The following is a 19,992-nucleotide window of genomic DNA, read 5'->3' as shown; positions in this document are numbered from 1 at the left end:
TCATGGATACACAACAACCTGTTATCATTGTAGGCGCCGGTATAGCCGGGCTAAGCATCGCCTACGAGTTACAGAAAAAAGGAATCCCTTATCAGATACTGGAGGCAGGAGATAAGGCCGGAGGCGTGATCCGCTCTTTGCATATTGATGGCTATGAGCTGGATGCAGGACCTAATTCTATTGGTGCTACACCTGATACCTTGTCGTTTCTTGAAGAGATCGGATTGAAAGATGTAGTGATGGAAGCGACGGCTGCCAGTAAGAATCGTTTTCTTGTAAGGAACGGACAGTTACATGGTATCTCGCCCAACCCGGCTAAGATTATCAGTTCGAAATATGTAAGCGGTGGCGCCAAGTGGCGATTATTCACAGAGAGTTTCCGCAAAGCAGATAAAACGACAACCGAAGAATCGGTTACTTCTTTTGTGACCCGTCGTTTTGGTACGGAGATCATGGAGTATGTATTTGAACCGGTTTTGTCTGGTATTTATGCAGGTAATCCGGATAAATTATCGATACAGGAAGTGCTGCCCACATTGCCAAAGTGGGAAAAGACCTATGGTAGTGTGACCAAAGGAATGATGAAGAGCAAAGGTGAAATGGGGGGGCGTAAGATCATTGCTTTCAAAGGTGGTAACCAGGTATTGCCTGAGCGATTGGTATCGCTGTTACAAACAGGGGTACAATTGGGGTGCAGGGTAACCGGTATTACCAAAGGAGCTAATGATTACATTGTGCAGTATGAAGAAAATGGACAAACACAGATGCTGAATGCGGGGCAGGTGATCTTTACCACGCCATCTTATGCGACAGCGGATGCCATTGCTGGTTTGGATGCTGGTTTGTCTGCTACATTAAAAGATCTTCATTATCCACACATGGGTGTATTGCACCTTGGTTTTGGACAGGAAGCAAAGGACAAAATTCCTGAAGGCTTTGGTTTCCTGGTACCACATGCAGAGCATAAACATTTCCTGGGCGCTATTTGTAATTCAGCGGTATTCCCATCAAGGGCACCGGAAGGAAAGGTCTTATTTACAGTATTCGTAGGCGGTGCACAGCAGGAAGCTTTGTTTGAGCAGATGGGAGCAGTACAATTGCAGCAAACTGTGGTAAAAGAATTCATGGCATTGCTGGGATTGACCACGCCGCCTGAATTACAAAAATTCAGTGAGTGGCACAAAGCCATTCCGCAATTGAATGTAGGCTTTGCAGCCACCCGGCAACAAATAAAAACATTTGAACAGCAAAATCCGGGAATAATAGTAGCGGGAAATTATGTGACGGGTGTATCTATCCCCGGAATCATATCAGGGGCGAAAGCCATTGCAGAGCGGATTTAATTTTAAAAAAAACGTAATCACTTATTTCAATTTTTTAAGCCTGCTGCAGGCCATCTTTTAAAGCCGGCCGCAGGCCATCCTTTCCCGCCGTTTATTGCTGATGCCTGTGACATCAGTAATAAACGGCGATTTTTTTATAAAATGCGTTTTTGTTTATGGCAAAAAAGAACCGTACATTCAGTACATAAATTCCACTGAATGATTATAGGGGTTCTAAAAGAACAGCTACCAGAAAAAAGGGTTTCTTTAGTACCGGACATAGTAAAGCAGCTGGGAAAACAGGGCGGAACTGTTTGGGTAGAACCAGATGCGGGCGCAGCTGCTTTTTATGCCGATGATACCTATATACAGGCCGGGGCCGCTGTCAGACCCAGGCAGGAAATCCTGCAACAATCCGATCTGGTATGCAGCATACAGATTCCGGAAGATTGGCAGTTACTCCGGGCCGGCACTATCTTAGCCGGTGTTTATCAACCATTGCATCACCACGAATTAATGCAGCAATGGGCTGCGCATGCTCTCACTACTTATAGTCTTGACAACATACCCCGAACTACGCGTGCACAATCGATGGATATACTGAGCTCACAGGCGAACATTGCCGGTTACAAAGCAGTATTGATAGCAGCCGTCTCGTATGGCCGTTATTTCCCCATGTTCATGACAGCAGCAGGAACTATTGCACCTGCCAAAGTATTGATACTGGGCGCCGGCGTAGCAGGGTTACAGGCCATTGCCACTGCACGCAGACTAGGAGGGGTGGTCGAAGTATTTGATACCCGACCGGTAGTAAGAGAAGAAGTGATGAGTCTCGGCGCTAAATTCATCTCCGTAGAAGGCGCTGCCGATGCCTCGCATGCAGGTGGTTATGCAGTAGAACAATCAGCTGATTACAAACAACAACAGGAAGCCCTGATCGCCGCCAGTATTGCGAAAGCAGATATCGTGATCACTACCGCACAGATACCCGGAAAACGCGCACCGGTATTGGTATCAGAAGATATGATCAACAGTATGCGTGCCGGTAGTGTGATCGTAGACCTAGCCGCAGGTACAGGGGGAAACACCGCCCTGACCAGGGACCAGGCCACCATCCTGCACAATGGTATTACCATCATTGGTGATTCCAATCTTGCAGCCAGTATGCCTGCTGATGCCAGTAAACTGTATGCTAAGAACGTATTCAATTTCCTGCAACTACTGATCAAAGACGGTCAGTTAGTCAATAACCTACAAGACGATATCGTAAAAGGGGCCTGTATCACCCACGAAGGTGCAGTGACCAGTGAAAGACTACAGGCCGTATTAAAATAATAGCACAATGGACCTTTTTTCGTTTTTCGAACAACATATGGAGATGACCTATGTGGTGATACTCTCCGTTTTTCTGGGTATAGAAGTTATTTCCCGTGTACCGTCGGTATTACATACACCCCTGATGAGTGGTGCCAATGCCATTCATGGGGTAGTGATTATTGGTGCTATCATCGTGATGGGAGAGGCGGAGAAAGATAATTACCTCGCACTGATCTTAGGTTTTCTCGCTGTCATCTTAGGCACACTGAATGTAGTCGGTGGTTTTGTGGTGACGGACCGTATGCTGGAAATGTTCAAGTCAAAGAAAAATAAATAGTTCATGTTATCATTGATATACCTGATTGGCTCTGTTACATTTATTGTTGGCCTGAAAATGTTAAGTCATCCCGCCACTGCCCGCAAAGGCAATCTCATAGCCGCGGGAGGGATGACGATCGCGATACTGGGTACGATATTTTTATATACGCGCAATGGGGAACACCTGCATAATTTCTGGTGGATCGCAGGCGGATTATTGATAGGAGGGGTGATTGGATTGGTGTCTGCAAGGAAGGTGAAGATGACGGCTATGCCGGAGATGGTAAGTATATTCAATGGGATGGGAGGGGCGTGTGCGGCATTGATATCGATAGTAGAGTTTGAGCATGTAAATGCAGCAACAGGAAGCCTGCATTTACTTATCATTATTGCAGGATTAATAATTGGCAGCGTATCATTTGCAGGATCCGTGATTGCATGGGGAAAACTAAATGGAAAGATCAAAGACATTGCCTTCAAAGGTCAGCATATTTTCAACATATTCTTGCTTGTGGTAATTGTAGCCGTCGCTGCATTCGTAATAGGAGTGCAGCCGGTTACAATGTTGTGGTGCATGTTGGTCGTGCTACTATTATCGCTGTTATATGGAGTGTTTTTTGTGTTGCCGATAGGAGGTGCGGATATGCCTGTGGTGATTTCATTGCTGAATTCATTTACTGGTGTGGCAGCGGCATGTGGCGGGTTTTTGTATGATAATCCCGTGATGCTGACAGGTGGTATATTAGTAGGTTCTGCAGGAACGATTTTAACGATCCTGATGTGTAAAGCAATGAACCGTTCCCTGAAGAATGTATTGATCGGCAGTTTTGGTGGAAGTAATACTACTAGCAGTCATAAGGAACAAGGCGCATACAGGGAGATCAGTTTGTCAGATACCGCAGTTGTATTAGCTTATGCACATAAGGTAATGATTGTACCCGGATATGGATTGGCAGTAGCACAGGCGCAGCATGCCTGTCATGAATTAGAAGTATTGCTGGAAGGAAAAGGTGTAGAGGTAAGATATGCCATTCATCCGGTAGCAGGACGAATGCCGGGACATATGAATGTGTTGCTGGCAGAAGCAGATGTACCCTATGAAAAATTACTGGAAATGGAACAGGCAAATCCCCGGTTCAATACAACCGATGTAGTGCTGGTATTAGGTGCTAATGATGTAGTGAATCCGGCCGCCAAAAGTGATCCTGCCTCGCCAATTTACGGCATGCCGATATTAGAAGTAGAAGGTGCAAAAACAGTGATTGTCAATAAAAGAAGTATGAAGCCTGGTTATGCAGGCATAGAGAATGAATTGTTTTTCAGGCCAAAGACAGCGATGCTGTTTGGAGATGCGAAAGCTGTGATGCAGCAATTGATTGCGGAGATAGCGCAGGTGTAGATCACGGAGATAGCGTAGATGTAGATCACGGAGATAGCACAGGTGCGAAATAATTATAACTTACGGCCTGAACTATATTTAATTAGCCCTTGAAAAACACTGTCATTACTGTTGGCATTCGGTCCGTTCGCTGGGAATGCGTTCGATCCGTTTAACTATTTTAGCCGTTGATCTCTGTGATTTCAGCATCTATCCGTTCGATCCGTTTAACTATTTTAGCCATTGATCTCTGTGATTTCAGCATCTACCCGTTCGATCCGTTTAACTATTTTAGCCGTTGATCTCTGTGATTTTAGCATTTACCCGTTCGATCTGTTTAACTATTTTAGCCATTGATCTCTGTGATTTCAGCATCTACCCGTTCGATCCGTTTAACTATTTTAGCCGTTGATCTCTATGATTTCAGCATTTACCCGTTCGATCTGTTTAACTATTTTAGCCGTTGATCTCTGTGATTTCAGCATTTACCCGTTCGATCTGTTTAACTATTTTAGCCGTTGATCTCTGTGATTTCAGCATCTACCCGTTCGATCCGTTTAACTATTTTAGCCGTTGATCTCTGTAATTTTAGCATTTACCCGTTCGATCCGTTTAAATTTATCTGAGCCGATCATACCTTTATTTTCTGTATTTTGCCGCAAAAAGCGGGTTGGATCTTCCAAAAAAATTTACTGATAGTCTGATTTCGCTGCCTGAAATGGATTTGGCAGCTTTTTTGCGTGTACATGCGGCGGAAGAAAAGGTGACTTCGCTGCGTATTAATCCGAACAAGATAAAGGATAGGGACACGACAGAAAAAATACTGGGAGAATTGGCTACCAATGGGTATAGCCGGGTCCCATGGACGACTGACGGGTATTATCTGGCTGAAAGGCCGTCTTTTACATTTGATCCATATTTTCACGCAGGGGCTTACTACGTTCAGGAGGCTTCTTCCATGTTTCTGGAACAGGTATTACGGCAGGCATGTGACCTGACTGCTCCCCTCAAAGTGCTGGACCTCTGTGCTTCACCGGGTGGTAAATCTACATTGTTGCAGTCTTTGATCAGTCCGGAGAGCTTGTTGGTATCCAATGAGGTGATCAAAACCCGGGCTGCGCTGCTGGGAGACAATCTTTCCAGGTGGGGAGCTGCCAACGTGGTGGTTACAAACAATGATCCCCGTGATTTTGGTCGGTTGCCGGGTTTCTTCGATGTGATGGTGGTCGATGCGCCTTGTTCTGGTTCAGGATTGTTTCGCAGGGAACCGGAGGCGATCAATGAGTGGTCAGAAGAAAATGTGATGTTGTGTAGTCAGCGACAGCAAAGGATCCTGGCCGATGCCATGCCGGCGCTGAAAGAAGGAGGTATCCTGATCTACGCCACCTGCTCTTACAGCAGGGAAGAAGATGAGGAGATCATGGACTGGTTACAGGCTAATTTTGAGCTGGAAAATATACCGGTGCCTTTACAACCTGACTGGCACATTGTAAAAACCGCAGCAGAAGGATATCGTTTTTATCCTGATAGAGTAAAGGGAGAGGGGTTCTTTATTACCTGCTTCCGCAGAAAATCAGGAGAGGAATATAGCACTAAGAAACAGCGGAATACACTCACAGCAGTCGATAAAAAAGACAGGGATAAGGTGACCCCGTGGTTACAGGACAGTGACGGTATCTTCATGATGGCGCATCAGGGCGAGGTACTATTATTCCCTGAAATGATGCAACCAGCTGTCTCCGTATTGCAGCAGCACTTATATTTGCGAAAGGCTGGGGTCAAAGCAGGTCAGTTGGCCGCAAAGGAACTGATACCTGATCACCAGCTGTCCATGAGTCCTTTGGTGGCAGGCGATGTGCAAAAAGTAGCATTGACCCGTGAACAGGCATTGAAGTACCTGAGAAAAGAGGATCCTGCCATTGATGTAGCTATAAAAGGATGGGCATTAATGCAATATGGAGAAATGTCGCTGGGCTGGGCCAAGGTATTGCCAAACCGTATCAATAATTATTATCCTAAGGAACTCCGTATTCTGAAAGAAATTCAGGCTTGAAATCAGGTATAGGTTTCAAACCATAAAATATTTATAATTTAGTTGCCCGAAAGGTATAAACAGCGAAGTATGGTAAAATCGTTCATGACATTAGCGGTACTTGTATTATCAGTAGCAGGCGCGTATGCACAGGATATCATCCAGGTGCAGGGAACTACTCCTGACTTGTATGTATTGCACACGGTGAAAAAAGGTGAAACTTTATATAGCCTGGGCAGGACATTCAGCCTGCCTATCAAGGATATAGCGGCGGAGAATAACATTTCGGCCGATAAAGGGCTGCAGCTGGGACAGAATGTCAAGATCCCGCTGAATAGTACAAACTTCTCGCAAAAGGCGGATGCCGCAAGTGGTGGTGCGCCATTGTATCATAAAGTAGAAGCCAGCGAGACATTGTATCGCCTGAGTCTCAATCATAACAAGGTACCGCTGGATAATATCCGCCGTTGGAACAACATGTCTGGCGATGGGTTGAAGAAGGATACCTATGTGATCATTGGTTACCTGAAAGGCGGCGGTGGTGGAGCGGTTGCTCACAATCCGACACCAGCACCAGCTCCTACACCATCTCCTACACCATCTACGCCGGCGCCAACGCCTGCTCCGGTAAATAATACGCCGGCACCTACACCGACAGCTCCGGTTAGTAATAATAACCCTGCTCCGCCAGTAGAGTCTAATCCGGCACCATCTACACCAGCACCGGCTCCTGCTCCTGCAGAAACAACCAAGCCAGTGACAACCGCAGGTTCTACATTTGAATCATTGTATTTACAGCAGACGGGCAATGGTAAAAATGCTACTACAGAAAAAGGGCCTGGAGGTTGGTTCAAGAGTAATGCAGCTGCAGGTAAATATTATGCATTGCACAATACAGCGCAGCGAGGTACGATCATTAAAGTAACGAACCCGCTGAATGGAAAGTATATTTATGCGAAAGTGTTGGAGACGATTCCGCAGATCAAGCAGAATGCTGGTTTGATTATTAAATTGAGTGATTCAGCGCTGGAAGCATTGGGTACAAATGATCCGAAGTTCTACTGTGAATTGAGCTACGAGAATTAGAAACCAAGAACTAGTTACTAAGAACTAATAACTAATTCTTAGTAACTAAGAACAAAGCACAAAGAACCGCAATCTTATACCGAAAGGTGTTGCTTTTGCGACAGCAAAAGCAACACCTTTCGACTCACAAAAAAAAGCCTTCATCGAAGATGAAGGCTTTTTTTTGCCTATTAATTTGAGCATTCATTCACTTATCAATTCGCCCTAAACCCTCGTAAGAACGCCTCAATATCCATCCGCTTTTTCCCCTCCATTTGTATCTCCACCAAACTCAAATACCCATCACTCGCCGCTATTTTTAAATAGCTCTTCCCATCCGTCACAAACTCACCGGGAGCTACAGAAGGAACCGTCTTCTCCTTCGTCGCTTTAAATATCTTCACACTCTTCCCCTGCAAAGTCGCCCACGCAGTAGGATAAGGACTCAATCCCCTAACGAGATTATAAATATGATCAATTGAACCCTCCCACTTAATCTGACAATCTTCTTTAAATATCTTCGGCGCATGCTTAATATCCTCCGCCTTAATATCCGCCTGCGGCACCTCATGCACATCTCCCTTCGCAATAGCCGTCACCGTTTTCAACAACAGCTCAGCCCCTGTCGCCATCAATGCATCATGCAATTCTCCCGCTGTTTCATCCTCTCTTATCGCCACCGCCTGACTAAACATCACATCGCCCGTATCAATTTCATGCTGCAACTTAAACGTTGTCACTCCCGACTCTTTCTCCCCATTAATAATCGCCCAGTTAATCGGGGCCGCCCCTCTATAATTCGGGAGCAAAGACCCATGCACATTGATCGTCCCTAATCTCGGCATATCCCACACCACCTCCGGCAGCATCCTAAACGCTACCACCACCTGCAGGTCTGCGTTCAACCCCCTCAACTCTTCCAGAAACTCTGGATTCTTCAACTTTTCCGGCTGCATCACATGCAATCCTTTACTCACCGCATACTTCTTCACCGCACTCTCCTGCAGTTGTAACCCACGGCCCGCCGGCTTATCAGGCGCCGTAATTACACCTACCACATTAAATCCATTCTGTACCAGTATATCCAGTGACGCCACTGCAAAATCTGGTGTACCCATAAATACGATCCTAAGAGACTCACTCTGCATATAGTAAATATTTCTTCCTGATAGTTTTAAAATGACTCAAAGCCGGTTCCCAGCTCTGGCGAATAGCAGCCTCGCTCAAGCCTTGTTTGATTTGCTGCTGCAAGGTAGTATTCCCTGCTAACCTGTTGAAACTGCTGATGAAAAATTTATCCTTATTCGGGAACAACTGATAAGCCTGAATGAGCCATTTCAATTGTACCTGGTTGTTCATCTTCGCTCTACTCTCTGCCGGTGTACCCGTCAGGTTATAACCATAGCAGGTTACATCCTTCAGCGGAGGTTCTTTCGCACCTTCTGTAGAATGCGGTGTAAATGAGTACAGGTTCTTAGGAAACTCAGGACTCCCAAACACCTGGAAAGGCAGGTCCGTACCTCTGCCCAGACTCAGTGCAGTACCTTCAAAGAGGCACGTACTTGGATAGAGATAGATAGCTGCCATGTTAGGCAGGTTGGGAGAGGGTTTCACGGGCAGTTCGTAGTAGGTGTGGTGATCATACTGTTTGCAGGTGATCACAGTGAGTTTACATTGCACACCGTTCTTCAGCCATTTTTCACCATTCAGTAGTTTTGCATATTCACCCACAGTGAGGCCATGTACGATAGGGATGGGTTGCATGCCGACAAAAGAACGAAGCGCCGTATCCAGAACAGGGCCATCTACATAATGACCATTTGGATTTGGCCGGTCCAGAACAATGAGTGGTTTATTATTTTCACCAGCAGACTCCATCAGTTCCTGTAAAGAGGAGATGTATGTATAGAATCGGGTGCCTACATCCTGGATATCAAAGATGAGGATGTCTACATCTTTCAGATCATTGGCATCAGCTTTTCTATGTTTGCCATAGAGCGATACAATGGTGAGACCAGTGGCGGCATCTTTGCTGTTGCCTACTTTTTCGCCGGCGTCTGCCTTGCCTCTGAAGCCGTGTTCAGGGCTGAAGATCTTTATGATATTCACCTTTAGTTTCAACAATGAATCTACGAGGTGCGTATTGCCAATCGTGGCTGTCTGATTGACCAGGAGAGCGACTCTTTTGCCTTTGAGCAGGGGAAGATATTCCGCTGTCCGGTCTGCCCCGGTAATGACCTGTGCCTTTGCCGGCAGCAGGAAAGAGGCCGAAATAATGAAGGAGAGGAGGAATTTATACATAGGATCAAAAATAGTAAAATTTACAGGCTAAATTTCCTATAATGCAGACAGAATGCAGCTAACCTCTTGGCACTTTAATCATTTTTCTTACCTTGCAGGTAATAAAATTCCTAAACACTTAACAATTTATTTTTATGCAAGCAGTTAAAAACGGAGATACGGTGCGTGTGCATTATCATGGCCGTCTGACCAACGGAACTACATTTGATTCCTCCGAAGGCAGAGACCCGCTGGAATTTCAGGTTGGCGCCGGTATGGTTATTAAAGGCTTCGACAGTGGTGTGGTGGATATGATACCAGGAGATAAGAAAACCCTGAATATTCCCGTTGAAGAGGCTTATGGCCCTAAAAACGACGAGTTGATCATGGATTTCCCTAAGCAGAATATTCCGGAAGACCTGAATCCCCAGGTAGGTATGGAACTGCAGATGAGCAATCCACAGGGTCAGGTGTTTCCTGTAAAGGTAACTGCTATCAGCAGCGAATTTATCACTTTGGATGCGAATCATCCGCTGGCTGGTGAGCCATTGGTCTTTGATATTGAACTTGTAGAGATCGTATAATCAAGGATATAAGACAAAAGGGTGTTTGCCGGCAGGCAAACACCCTTTTTCTTTTTATGTGGTAAGCACCTTCTTTTTTACACCATTTATCGCTTAAATAATTGTTCTTCTTTGTATTTCTTTTTCATCTCTTCCATACAAGTGGCGCAAAGGCAGCCTAGATAGTGTGCTGCAATAAATAATCGTTCTTCTTCATTAAGCGTAACCTCCTGGCATTGGCAGCGAAGAATAGAGCCGACCCGGCATTCGAATGTATTGTTACAGCGTGGACAGCTGACGGTTTCATGTTCTGCCATAGCATAAAGGTACGAAAAATATAGTGATTGTCTGGAATGCTTGCAGGGAAAGCATTCCAGACAATAGCATAGCAGCATTACGGAACAGCAAAGCTGTTCCGTAATGCTGCTCAGTGAAGTAACCCGATCAGTGAAGTAGCCCGATCAATGAAGCAACCCGATCAAATCGGCTGTTTAATAGCCACCCTCATCTGCTGCGCAGCACTCACCATATTCCTCAACGCCTGTTCCGTTTCCGGCCACTTCCTTGTTTTCAATCCGCAATCCGGATTTACCCATATATTTCTTGCGGGCAGCAACTGCGCCGCTTTATCAAGCAATGCCGTCATTTCTGCTACAGTCGGTACTCTTGGGGAATGAATATCATATACACCAGGGCCAATTTCATAAGGATACCTGAATGTGGAGAATACTTCTAACAATTCCATTTGTGAACGACTTGTTTCAATCGTAATCACATCTGCATCCATCGCTGCAATACTATCAATGATATCATTGAACTCACTATAGCACATATGTGTATGGATCTGCGTCGCATCTTCCACGCCGGAAACGGCTACCCTAAAGGCTTTTACAGCCCACTCCAAATACGCTCCCCAATCTGCACGACGCAGTGGTAAGCCTTCTCTTATAGCAGGTTCATCTACCTGTATTACCCTGATACCCGCTTTTTCCAGGTCATTTACCTCATCCCTGATGGCAAGTGCAATTTGTAAAGTGGTATCTGCACGTGGCTGATCATCTCTTACAAAAGACCATTGCAATATCGTCACAGGCCCTGTCAGCATGCCTTTCATAGGCTGCCTTGTCAGCGATTGTGCATAACTGCTCCATGCTACAGTCATTGGTTCAGGACGGGATACATCACCATAAATGATAGGTGGTTTTACACATCGTGAACCATAACTTTGTACCCAACCATTCTTTGTAAAAACAAATCCTTCCAGTTGTTCACCAAAATATTCCACCATGTCATTCCGCTCAAATTCGCCATGCACCAATACATCCAATTGCAAACGTTCCTGTAACTGTACAGATTCACCAATCGCTTTACGGATGGCTATATCATAATCATCCTGTGTGATCACTCCTTTCTTTACATCAGCACGTAGCTTACGGATATCTTCTGTTTGTGGAAAGGAACCAATGGTGGTAGTAGGGAATAACGGCAATTTCAGCACTGCTTCCTGTGCCTGCTGACGAATGGCAAACTCACTTTTACGATTGGCATCGTTTGCTGTTAATGCCGCCAGACGCGCTTTTACAGCTGGTTTGTGAATGATGGTAGCCGTGGCTCTTTCCTGCATAGCAGCTTTATTGGCTGCGAGAATCGCATGTTCACCATTCCGAATTGCATTATCACTATCCAGAGTCGCATGCTCACCATTCCGAATCGCGTTATCACTATCCAGAATCGCATGCTCCCCATCCAGGATTTTTCTGATATCCACCAGCTCATACACCTTTTGCTTCGCAAACGCCATCCAGTTTTTCAACTGTGGTGTCAGCTCTTCCATATCCAGATCATACGGTGAATGCAGCAATGAACAGGAACTACCAATCATCACTCTCTCTTCACCCAATACGGCAATCGCTTTCTTAATTAATGCCAGGCTATCCTCATAATTATTCTTCCAGATATTCCTTCCATTCACCACACCCAATGACAGTTGCAGGTGTTTGGGCGCATGCGCCAAAACAACTTCTAATTGCTCCGGTGCACGCACCAGATCAATATGCAATGCATTTACCGGCAGCTTTAAAGTCAACGCAGTATTATCCTGCAGGCTACCAAAATATGTGGTCAATAACAATTTGACGGATGAAAGGACGGCTGCAATCTTACTATAAGCATATGAAAACATTGCTTGCTCCTGTGGTGTCAGATCCAGCACCAGCGTAGGTTCATCTATCTGGATCCAGGTAGCTCCTGCATTTTCCAAAGACTGTAACAGGGATATATATACAGGCAATAATTTATCCAGCAAATCTGCCACCTGCAATTTTTCATCTTTGATCTTACCCAACAATAAGAAGCTCACAGGCCCAATGAGCACTGGTTTGGTATGGATCCCCAATGCTTTGGCTTCTTCAAATTCTTCCAGGGCTTTATTATAAGTTAAAGCAAATTGCTGTGTACCATCAAACTCAGGGACGAGATAATGATAGTTCGTATCAAACCATTTCGTCATTTCCATCGCCGTCAGGTCAAACCCATTTTTCTGGTACCCACGCGCCATACCAAAATACAACTCAGGACTACTCGCTGACACCTGTGTAGCCTGCAATGCCTGAAACCTGGCAGGAATCGTATTCGTCATCAAACACATGTCCAGTACCTGGTCATAATAAGAAAAGTCATTCGAAGGGATCAGATCAATCCCGGCATCACGGAGGGTTTCCCAGTTCTGACGGCGAAGCTGTCTGGCAGTCATCTGCAATTTCTCCAAAGAGATCCTGCCTGCCCAATACGCTTCGTTTGCTTTCTTCAATTCTCTGTTGCTACCAATGCGCGGATAGCCGGGAACATTCGTTTGCATACTTACATTATTTAATAGGGTGAAAAAATATCTGCCTGCGACAAGTATCTGGCTTCATGACAGCATAGGTCATTTACAGTTGCGCGTCAGCCCGTGATTTGCACACGGTTCCATGCCGCAGCACAAATTTCTACACAAACCTATGAATAAAGGTTAAATGAACTATTTGTATTGAAATATTTGGTGTAATGTTCTTTAAAATAAAATAAAACTATGTATATGTCCTGATTTTAGTACTATTCCCAGTAACAAATAGTAAATTTTACTTTTACCAGTATTTCTTACGTTTGCACTATGTTCACTAATTACAAATACACCGTTACCGAGCGCTTCCTGCGCTATGTCCAGATAGACACACAGTCCGATCCACTGAGCAAAAGTTTTCCTTCTACAGAAAAACAAAAAGACCTTGGCCGCCTGCTCATCCAGGAACTGCACGAAATAGGCATCACCGATGCTGAGATGGATGAACATGGTTATGTATTCGCCACCATCCCTTCCAATACTACCAAAGAGGTGCCTGTGATCTGCTTCTGCTCTCACATGGACACCAGCAGTGACTGTAGTGGTACAGGTGTAAAACCCATCATACACATGCATTACGATGGCGACGACATCGAACTGCCTGAAGATAACACCATCATCAAAACCGCCCTTCACCCATACCTCGCCTCCAAAAAAGGCGATGATATCATCACCGCTGCCGGCAATACCCTGCTGGGTGCCGACGACAAAGCGGGTGTAGCCGAAATCATGGATGCCGCCCATTACCTGGTGGCGCACCCTGAAATCAAGCATGGCACCATCCGCATCCTCTTCACACCAGATGAAGAAGTAGGGCGGGGCGTAGAAAAACTGGATATGTCTAAACTCGGCGCCACCTTTGGTTACACCCTCGATGGCGGTGAACTGGGTTCCCTGGAAGATGAGAGCTTCAGTGCCGATGCAGCCAAAATCGTAATCGAAGGGGTGAGTGTACACCCGGGCACTGCAAAAGATAAATTGGTGAGCGCCATCAAGATAGCTTCGGAAATAGTAGACGCACTGCCCAAAGACAGCCTTTCTCCTGAAACCACCGAAGATCGTCAGGGGTTTATTCATCCTGTGAGAGTGAGTGGGATCGTAGAACATGCAGAAATTGATTTCATTCTTCGTGACTTCGTCACTGCCAAACTAAAAGACCATGCGGGTTTCCTGCAGCATATACTGGATGCCGTGATGGCAAAGTATCCGACTGCGAGTGCGAAACTCACCGTTACAGAGCAGTATCGCAATATGAAAGAGGTGCTGAACCTGCATCCGCAGGTCACAGAGTATGCGGAAGAAGCGATCCGCAGGGCAGGAGTGGAGCCATTGAAAATGATTATCCGTGGGGGGACAGATGGTTCCCGTCTTTCTTTTATGGGTTTGCCATGTCCTAATATCTTTACAGGTGAGATGGCGCTGCACAGTAAGTATGAATATGTGAGCATACAGGATATGCAAAAGGCGGTGCAGACGATTGTACATTTGGCGCAGGTGTGGGAGGAGAAGAGCTGAGGCAGGTGTGGGAGAATGAGGGAGGTCTCCATTCAGCTACAGGAACCTGACCACATTCGGTGCACGAAAAAGCAGCTGACCACATCTGGTGCACGAAAAAGCAGCTGATTCACATCCGGTGCACGAAAAAATACCTGATTCACATCTGGTGCACGAAAAACACCTGACCACATCTGGTGCATGAAAAAACACCTGACCACATCTGGTGCACAAAAAAGCACTTGATTCACATCTGGCATAGAAATGGCTGCAAGAGGAAGTGCATCATCCACTTATGATGCATGGGGATAATATTTTAGGGACATATACGTTAAATGTTTACATAATATTGGTATCTTTCCCTGCTTGTTGCATTTGATGTAATACTTTTGCAAGGTTAAATTTTTATTCATGCTCTTAGGATTAGTAACATTACTCCAGGATTCCTTATTATCGCCTAAGCCCGATACAGTGGCTGCCGGCGCAAGTACCGTCGCCGCTGCCGATCAGCATATCAGCTTATTAGACCTGCTGGCAAAGGGTGGTATTCTCATGATCCCTCTCGGGATCCTCTCCGTTATCGCTGTTTTCTCTTTTGTAGAAAGGTATCTCACCATCTCCAAAGCAGGCAAACTGGAAGATAACTTCATGCCGATGATCCGTGATCATATCTCCAATGGCAACATCCAGGCTGCCCGTTCTTTATCAAAGAACACCAACAGTCCTATAGCCCGTATGATCGACAAAGGCATACAGCGCATAGGTAAGCCTATTGAGAGCATCGAGAAATCAATGGAGAATGTAGGTAAACTGGAAATCTATAAAATGGAAAAGAACCTCGTGATTCTTTCCATCATCTCCGGTATCGCACCTATGTTCGGATTCCTGGGTACCATCGCCGGTATGATCCAGACCTTCTTCAATATCTCTATCACTTCCGATATCACACTGGGCACCATCGCCGGTGGTATCTATGTGAAGATGATCACTTCTGCATCTGGTCTGATTATCGGTCTGGTGGCTTATATCGGCTACAGCTTCCTGAACGCACAGATAGACAAGACTATCAATAAGATGGAAGCTGCTTCTGCTGAGTTTATCGATATTTTACAGGAGCCAACCAGATAATCAAGCTTATGAACTTACGCAACAGAAGAAATAAAAATCACGTGGAGATGCACAGCGGGGCGCTGAATGACATCTTGTTCATTCTGCTGCTCTTCTTCCTGATCGTATCCACGCTGGCCAATCCGAATGTAATCAAGCTGACTTTGCCAAAGGCAAAGAGCAATACCAAGTCTAAGCAGACTGTGGTTGTCAGCATCAACGATAAAAGAGAATTCTTCGTAGGTACCAACCAGGTAGCCTTTGGAAGTCTGAAGCAGATGCTTGCCGCATCTATTGCCCGCGATTCAAAGGAAGTAGATCCTACCATCGTGGTGAATGCAGAAAAGTCAGTTCCGGTAGAGGATGTGGTGTCTATTATGGAGATTGCGCGCGAAATAGGTGCCAAGGTTGTATTGGCGACTACAAAACCGCCTGAAACTAAATAGGGGTAACGGCTTTGGCAACTGCTACGACTGGCAATAACGGATAGGGGTAACTACTATACCAATACGAAATTCAAACGGCTCCGGACCACTTAAGTTCCGGAGCCGTTCTTTTGCCAATTGGAAGTAATAATAAAAAAGTTAGCTCGCATGCAGGTTATAGACTGCTGCTATAAAGACCCAACATTGCTACCCGGGTTTAATATCTGTAATGTTAAAATTTAGAAATCCGGAATATGATCGTTGAATAACGGGTTGGTTAAAATTTAGTAACCCGGAATTCCAGCTTTTAATAGCCTGTAAGGTTAAAGTTTCGTAGCCTTCACCATCCTATCCTTGCCATAAAGATCCTGTTTCAATACCACATCGACATACCCCTGCTCCTCCAGCAAACTCACCGTATCCTTTCCATAGGCCTCATTAATCTCAAAATACAATCCACCACCCGCAGATAACTTCTCCTGCCCTAACAGACCTATTCTGCGATAAAAACGAAGCGGGTCATTATCCGGTACAAACAGCGCAATATTTGGCTCATAACTCACCACCTGCTCCTGCATACCCGCGCTCTCATGTTCACAGATGTAAGGTGGATTACTTACAATAATATCATAAGACGGCAAAGCCGCAGTGGCATTGGCATCCAATACATCCACCAATGAAAAACTAATTGCCAGTGATAGTTTTTTCGCATTTTCCATTGCGATCTTCAATGCCCCCGAACTTATATCAATAGCGCTAACAGTAGCCAAAGGCAGATTTTTTTTAATCGCCAGCGGTATCGCTCCACTCCCTGTGCCAATATCCAATATTCCTGGTTGCGTGCCGGCCTTCCGCACATCCTCAATAATCCATTCTGCCAGTTCCTCCGTTTCCGGTCTGGGAATCAACACATCTGGTGTTACCTTCAATTCCATCCCATAAAACCAGGCCGTTCCCGTCACATATTGCACCGGTTCATTTCTCAACATGGCTTCCAGCGCAATGCGTAATTGAACTTCCTGATCCTCAGTAAGTTTTTTATCTTTATAAACGATCCTGTCCATTCTGCCAAGACCGGTAATATGCTCCATTAAAATATGAGCAATACTGGCAGCCTCCCGATCGCCATGGATGGGGGTTAGCGCGGAGATGATCTGTACAAATGCTGCCTGAATGGTCATAAGCTCTGGTATAAAAAAGGGAAATTCCCTGCGTAAACGATATTTTTGCAGGCAAAAGTAAAGATACAAACACTGACAAGGATGTTATTCCTGAAATCCAGGGTGATATTTTTTGCAGGCAAAAGTAAAGATACAAACACTGACAAGGATGTTATTCCTGAAATCCAGGGTGATATTTTTGCAGGTAAAAGTAAAGATACAAACACTGTCATGAACCGCCTTACAGATGAATTTTTCATGTCCCGTTGCATTCAGCTGGCTACCCTGGGAGCAGGGTATGTAGCCCCGAACCCTATGGTGGGAGCGGTGTTGGTGCACGAAGGCAGGATAATAGGAGAGGGATACCACAGGGTATACGGGCAGGCGCATGCCGAAGTGAATTGTGTCAATTCTGTAAAAGATGGGGACCGGCACCTGGTTCCTGCAGCCACCATGTACGTGAGCCTGGAACCCTGTGCTCACTATGGCAAAACACCTCCCTGTGCCAACCTGATCGTCTCAGAAAAGATCCGGGAAGTGGTCATTGGCTGTGTGGATACCTTCAGCGCCGTAGCCGGAAAAGGGATCAGCATCCTCCAAAATGCAGGGGTCACCGTGCGGACAGGTATCCTGGAAGCCGAATGCAGGGCACTGAACAGCCGCTTTTTTACATTTCATGAGCAACAACGCCCCTATATAATTTTAAAATGGGCCCAGTGCCAGGCAGGGTATATAGGTACTAAAGACGGACATACTGTTCGTATCTCCAATCAATACTCCGACAGACTGGTACATCGCTGGCGTAGTGAGGAGGCAGGCATCCTGGTCGGCAGCCGTACTGCCGTAATGGATAATCCCCGGCTCAATAACCGGCTGTGGACAGGCAAAGATCCTTTGCGCATTGTGATAGACCCCCACCACAGGGTACCCAAAACTCATCACCTGTACGATGGCAGTCAGGAGACCTTCTTTTTCAGAGGCGATAGTCAAAACCACCCGATACCTGAAGCTGATCAATTGTACGATGGCAGTCAGGAGACTTTCATTTTCAGAGGCGATAGTCAAAATCACCCGATACCTGAAGCTGATCAATTGTACGATGACAGTCAGGCAACCTTCTCCTTCAATGGCGGCAGCCTCACACAACTCATGCACGAACTGCACGAACGTCGTATACTCAGTGTACTGGTAGAAGGCGGCGCCGCCACGCTAAACAGCTTTATCGAAGCCGGATTGTGGGATGAAGCAAGGATAATCAGGGGATCCATCACACTGCCAGGAGGACTCCCGGCACCGCTGTTAAAGTATGCAAAGATAATTTCTGAAACCCCGCTACTGGGCGATCATATTTATATTTACCACAGGGAACAATAACATGTACAAATTCAGGGCACCTATATGCATATGGATATTCATTCTTTACTCACTGCAGGCAGTAGGCCAGGGTGATAAATGGACCGGTACCTGGCATATGGATTACACCCCCACAGGCAGCTCCAAAACCATCAGTATGGAATGGCAGATCAGCGAACCTTCCAACAAAATGCTGTATCCGGCCCTCCTCAAAATTGACTACGGCTCCTTTTCCGGTTCATACGAAGTGTTGTTATGTAAAAAGAACGACCACGAACTCGGCATTGGCAGAAATAAATACCCCCTCTCTGAAACGCCTTTTAAACTCGCCGCCTGGATGCTGTATCTCAATGGTACACTGGATTTTAAACCCAATGGCATTTCTATTGAACGTATGTGGATCAACTCTTTCGAGTTGTATATGCAGGGGTTTTATCATGACGATGAAATCTATGGCATGATGAAGGATTACCTGCGGGAACTGCTATCGAAGAAACCGATCTTATTAAAAAAGAAAGATAACATTCCCTGGAAAAGTCCGGATACCAACCGCATGATTCATCCCGAAGGTGATTCCATTTATTTCGGTGTATATGATAAAGTGACTGTCTACGATTCCATCATCCCCGTCTTTATCAGGGACGAAGATGTAGATGACAAGGATACCGTGACCTTTACACACAATGGTAAAACATTGCTGAACCAGCAGTATGTAAGTCCCGGTGGCTCCCTCTTCCAGGTAAAGCTGGATACAGGTATGAACATATTGGGATTCTTTGCAGACAATTTCGGCAGGCTCCCCCCAAACACAGGCTCCTTCAGGATCAAGACGGATAGTGTGGATGCTATTTACGATTTTCTTGATAAATCCAATTACTATTCTACCTTCCTGATAGCACAGGTATACAGGAAAACTAAACCGCAGCAACCCTTACCCACAGTAGATAACAGGTTGACGGAAAGGCGTAACAACCTGCTGGACCAGATCACGGTGAACACCGGTGATGTAGTACTGGAATTGTGGGATGATGCCGCCGAAGATGGGGACAGCATTTCCATTCGCCTGAATGACAAATTTATAGTCAGTGGATTTCCCGTATTAAAACGCAGACAAAAATTATCAGTTACACTCCAACCGGGCGAGAACCGGATGATATTACTGGCAGACAATTTGGGGAGTATTCCTCCCAATACTGCCGTGATGAAGATCACCGCAGGTAAGATCAGGAAATACGTGCGCATCAAAACGGATCTGAAGCAGAACAATTTGCTGGTGATCAATTATACCCCTTAACAA

At 45.6% G+C, this 19,992-nt stretch carries 17 protein-coding genes; 12 read left to right on the top strand and 5 right to left on the bottom strand.

Annotation, left to right across the window (positions count from 1 at the left end; all coding sequences use genetic code 11):
* The first annotated feature begins 2 nt into the window (after window positions 1-2).
* The 6 genes from hemG to SIO70_RS28885 all read left to right on the top strand — a co-directional run bounded on the left by hemG (window position 3) and on the right by SIO70_RS28885 (window position 7,453).
* A complete protein-coding gene (hemG, locus tag SIO70_RS28910; RefSeq protein ID WP_320576766.1) occupies window positions 3-1,343 on the top strand; it encodes a protoporphyrinogen oxidase in 1,341 nt (446 codons plus the stop codon).
* 198 nt (window positions 1,344-1,541) lie between these two features.
* Entirely contained in the window at window positions 1,542-2,657 is a 1,116-nt protein-coding gene (locus SIO70_RS28905) for a Re/Si-specific NAD(P)(+) transhydrogenase subunit alpha (protein ID WP_320576764.1), read from the top strand.
* Window positions 2,658-2,664: 7 nt separating this feature from the next.
* Window positions 2,665-2,976, top strand: a complete 312-nt coding sequence (locus tag SIO70_RS28900; protein WP_083721481.1) for an NAD(P) transhydrogenase subunit alpha — start codon at window positions 2,665-2,667, stop codon at window positions 2,974-2,976.
* Between the two features lie 3 nt (window positions 2,977-2,979).
* Window positions 2,980-4,356: an NAD(P)(+) transhydrogenase (Re/Si-specific) subunit beta gene (locus SIO70_RS28895; RefSeq protein ID WP_320576761.1), complete on the top strand. Its 1,377-nt coding sequence runs from the start codon at window positions 2,980-2,982 to the stop codon at window positions 4,354-4,356.
* Between the two features lie 697 nt (window positions 4,357-5,053).
* Window positions 5,054-6,388, top strand: a complete 1,335-nt coding sequence (locus SIO70_RS28890) for a methyltransferase RsmF C-terminal domain-like protein (protein WP_320576759.1) — start codon at window positions 5,054-5,056, stop codon at window positions 6,386-6,388.
* A gap of 69 nt (window positions 6,389-6,457) precedes the next feature.
* Window positions 6,458-7,453, top strand: a complete 996-nt coding sequence (locus tag SIO70_RS28885; protein WP_320576757.1) for a LysM peptidoglycan-binding domain-containing protein — start codon at window positions 6,458-6,460, stop codon at window positions 7,451-7,453.
* Window positions 7,454-7,647: 194 nt separating this feature from the next.
* Here the strand turns inward: SIO70_RS28885 and fmt are convergent, their stop codons facing one another.
* Together fmt and SIO70_RS28875 are read right to left on the bottom strand one after the other, a co-directional pair.
* Window positions 7,648-8,580 (bottom strand): methionyl-tRNA formyltransferase, encoded by a 933-nt coding sequence (gene fmt / locus SIO70_RS28880; RefSeq protein ID WP_320576754.1) that lies wholly within the window; start codon window positions 8,578-8,580, stop codon window positions 7,648-7,650.
* The gene (locus tag SIO70_RS28875) at window positions 8,570-9,733 is read right to left on the bottom strand and encodes a DUF1343 domain-containing protein (protein ID WP_320576752.1); all 1,164 of its coding nucleotides are present in this window, start codon (window positions 9,731-9,733) and stop codon (window positions 8,570-8,572) included. The genes fmt and SIO70_RS28875 overlap by 11 nt, the downstream gene beginning before the upstream one ends.
* 134 nt (window positions 9,734-9,867) lie before the next feature.
* Between SIO70_RS28875 and SIO70_RS28870 the strand changes: the two genes are divergently transcribed.
* The gene (locus SIO70_RS28870; protein WP_320576751.1) at window positions 9,868-10,296 is read left to right on the top strand and encodes a peptidylprolyl isomerase; all 429 of its coding nucleotides are present in this window, start codon (window positions 9,868-9,870) and stop codon (window positions 10,294-10,296) included.
* Between the two features lie 86 nt (window positions 10,297-10,382).
* On the opposite strand, the gene SIO70_RS28865 is transcribed toward SIO70_RS28870, so the two are convergent.
* Both SIO70_RS28865 and metE read right to left on the bottom strand, forming a co-directional pair.
* On the bottom strand, window positions 10,383-10,592 hold the full coding sequence (locus SIO70_RS28865; protein ID WP_320576749.1) for a cysteine-rich CWC family protein: 210 nt from the start codon (window positions 10,590-10,592) through the stop codon (window positions 10,383-10,385).
* Between the two features lie 161 nt (window positions 10,593-10,753).
* Window positions 10,754-13,132 carry a 5-methyltetrahydropteroyltriglutamate--homocysteine S-methyltransferase gene (gene metE / locus SIO70_RS28860; RefSeq protein ID WP_320576748.1) on the bottom strand — a complete coding sequence of 793 codons (2,379 nt, stop codon included), beginning with the start codon at window positions 13,130-13,132 and terminating at the stop codon, window positions 10,754-10,756.
* Between the two features lie 294 nt (window positions 13,133-13,426).
* Here metE and pepT point away from each other — a divergent pair, with 294 nt between their 5' ends.
* The 3 genes from pepT (at window position 13,427) to SIO70_RS28845 (ending at window position 16,203) form a co-directional block, all read left to right on the top strand.
* Entirely contained in the window at window positions 13,427-14,671 is a 1,245-nt protein-coding gene (gene pepT, locus SIO70_RS28855; protein WP_320576746.1) for a peptidase T, read from the top strand.
* A 390-nt stretch (window positions 14,672-15,061) separates the two neighbouring features.
* On the top strand, window positions 15,062-15,778 hold the full coding sequence (locus SIO70_RS28850; protein ID WP_083721471.1) for a MotA/TolQ/ExbB proton channel family protein: 717 nt from the start codon (window positions 15,062-15,064) through the stop codon (window positions 15,776-15,778).
* Between the two features lie 8 nt (window positions 15,779-15,786).
* Window positions 15,787-16,203 (top strand): biopolymer transporter ExbD, encoded by a 417-nt coding sequence (locus SIO70_RS28845; RefSeq protein ID WP_320576741.1) that lies wholly within the window; start codon window positions 15,787-15,789, stop codon window positions 16,201-16,203.
* Between the two features lie 302 nt (window positions 16,204-16,505).
* Here the strand turns inward: SIO70_RS28845 and prmC are convergent, their stop codons facing one another.
* Window positions 16,506-17,363 (bottom strand): peptide chain release factor N(5)-glutamine methyltransferase, encoded by an 858-nt coding sequence (prmC, locus tag SIO70_RS28840; RefSeq protein WP_320576739.1) that lies wholly within the window; start codon window positions 17,361-17,363, stop codon window positions 16,506-16,508.
* A gap of 81 nt (window positions 17,364-17,444) precedes the next feature.
* Between prmC and ribD the strand changes: the two genes are divergently transcribed.
* Both ribD and SIO70_RS28830 read left to right on the top strand, forming a co-directional pair.
* Window positions 17,445-18,716 carry a bifunctional diaminohydroxyphosphoribosylaminopyrimidine deaminase/5-amino-6-(5-phosphoribosylamino)uracil reductase RibD gene (gene ribD, locus SIO70_RS28835; RefSeq protein WP_320576737.1) on the top strand — a complete coding sequence of 424 codons (1,272 nt, stop codon included), beginning with the start codon at window positions 17,445-17,447 and terminating at the stop codon, window positions 18,714-18,716.
* Between the two features lies 1 nt (window position 18,717).
* On the top strand, window positions 18,718-19,989 hold the full coding sequence (locus tag SIO70_RS28830; protein WP_320576736.1) for a hypothetical protein: 1,272 nt from the start codon (window positions 18,718-18,720) through the stop codon (window positions 19,987-19,989).
* Window positions 19,990-19,992 lie beyond the last annotated feature (3 nt).

The organism is Chitinophaga sancti, assembly GCF_034087045.1.
Classification (GTDB): Bacteria; Bacteroidota; Bacteroidia; order Chitinophagales; family Chitinophagaceae; genus Chitinophaga; species Chitinophaga sancti_B.
The sequence above is the reverse complement of the archived record's forward strand: the minus strand, read 5'-3'. Positions and strand labels throughout refer to the sequence as shown.